The sequence below is a fragment of the Neobacillus drentensis genome, from assembly GCF_036965645.1.
GTDB lineage: Bacteria > Bacillota > Bacilli > Bacillales > Cytobacillaceae > Neobacillus > Neobacillus drentensis_D.
The window spans coordinates 57,442-59,068 of sequence record NZ_JBALPZ010000078.1 but is presented as its reverse complement, the minus strand read 5'-3'; the positions used below and the strand labels follow the sequence as shown (position 1 = coordinate 59,068).

The following is a 1,627-nucleotide window of genomic DNA, read 5'->3' as shown; positions in this document are numbered from 1 at the left end:
TATCCGATCCAATCAACATCGTTCTAAAGTATCAACAATAACACAGCAAAATAAAAAAGGGGTGGGAATGTGGACAATAACCATCAGTTAGCAACTTTTGCTGGCGGCTGTTTTTGGTGTATGGTCAAGCCGTTTGATGAGCAGCCGGGAATTATTAGTGTTATATCTGGATATACAGGGGGAACTATTGAAAATCCAACCTATCAACAGGTTTGCTCCGACACAACCGGACATTATGAAGCAGTTCAAATTACCTTTGATTCTGAAATATTTCCGTATGAAAAACTATTGGAATTATATTGGCAGCAAATAGATCCAACTGACCCAGGAGGCCAATTCTATGATCGCGGCCAATCCTACCAAACAGCTATCTTTTATCATAATGAAATCCAAAAGGAGCTTGCCGAAATTTCAAAACAGGCTCTCGAGGAAAGCGGGCGTTTCTTGAAACCGATTGTGACGCCAATCCTGCCTGCGAAGCCATTCTATCCTGCAGAAGATTATCATCAGCACTATTATAAGAAAAATCGTGCTCACTATGAGTCGTACCATGTGGGTTCCGGCCGTGCAGGGTTTATCGTAAGACATTGGGGGGAGAAAAATGCCAAGTAAAGATTTGAAAAAGGAATTAACACCGATTCAATATGAGGTAACACAAAATAACGGGACAGAACCACCTTTTAGAAATGAATATTGGAATGAAACTAGAGACGGAATATACGTAGATATTGTATCAGGAAAGCCTTTATTCAGTTCGCTTGATAAATTTGATGCAGGCTGCGGCTGGCCAAGCTTTACAAAACCAATTCAAGAGGAAGAAGTAATTGAAAAGGATGATTTTAGTCATTTTATGATTCGGACCGAGGTTCGAAGTAAATCTGCTAATTCTCATTTGGGACATGTTTTTCCTGATGGTCCTCAGCCAACGGGCTTACGCTATTGTATCAACTCTGCGGCACTTAAGTTTATCCCAAAAGAGAAGCTTGAGGAAGAAGGCTACGGAGAGTTTATCAAGCTCTTTAATGAATAATAAGGACGTCCGTTTAGGGCGCCCTTTAATTTTGCTACAAATTGAAAGATTACTTTTCCTTCGTTTTCTGTTTTGAAGTTGAAGTCATCCCTCCAGAAAGGACAAATTTCATTGCATCCTCTGCCTTTACATCAATAATCTCCACTTGTTCTTTTGGGATTAAAAAGGTGAATCCAGCAACTTGAAAGGTTTGCGGAATATAGACGGCTACATGATCTTTTAATGGACTATAGAAATCCTCTAATTCTTCTGATGTGATAAACCCAATACTTCTCATTTCTGTTCCCGGAATTACTACCAAAGCCACTTTAGAAAAAGATTTCTTATCACCAAGGAAGGATTGAACTGTATCTTTTATCACCGAGTATATGGTTTTAACAACAGGAATTTTTTCAAGCAAATAATCAATTAGTTTAATCATTTTCCCCGTTATATATTTAGTGGACATCCATCCTAATATAGTTATAAGAATTAGGGTGGTTAACAGACCAAATCCGGGAATGTAATCATCCTTGAGGTAGGGCCTTAAAGAGTTGCCTAGAATGCCGTCCAAAAATAGAAAGGTCTTGTAAATCACATAAATAACAAGAATAATTG

The 1,627-nt window shown here is 38.5% G+C and carries 3 protein-coding genes (1 of these 3 cut by a window edge); 2 read left to right on the top strand and 1 reads right to left on the bottom strand.

The annotated features are described in order from the left end of the window. The first annotated feature begins 120 nt into the window (after positions 1–120). Positions 121–612 carry a peptide-methionine (S)-S-oxide reductase MsrA gene (gene msrA / locus V7266_RS15650; protein ID WP_335468897.1) on the top strand — a complete coding sequence of 164 codons (492 nt, stop codon included), beginning with the start codon at positions 121–123 and terminating at the stop codon, positions 610–612. Continuing rightward, positions 602–1,030 carry a peptide-methionine (R)-S-oxide reductase MsrB gene (msrB, locus tag V7266_RS15645; RefSeq protein WP_335468879.1) on the top strand — a complete coding sequence of 143 codons (429 nt, stop codon included), beginning with the start codon at positions 602–604 and terminating at the stop codon, positions 1,028–1,030. The genes msrA and msrB overlap by 11 nt, the downstream gene beginning before the upstream one ends. Positions 1,031–1,079: 49 nt before the next feature. Here the strand turns inward: msrB and V7266_RS15640 are convergent, their stop codons facing one another. Further along, positions 1,080–1,627, bottom strand: partial view of a DUF502 domain-containing protein gene (locus tag V7266_RS15640; RefSeq protein ID WP_335468877.1) — the 3' portion only. The gene runs 58 nt beyond the window's last position; the window shows 548 of its 606 coding nt (coding positions 59–606); the start codon falls outside the window, past its right edge; the stop codon is at positions 1,080–1,082.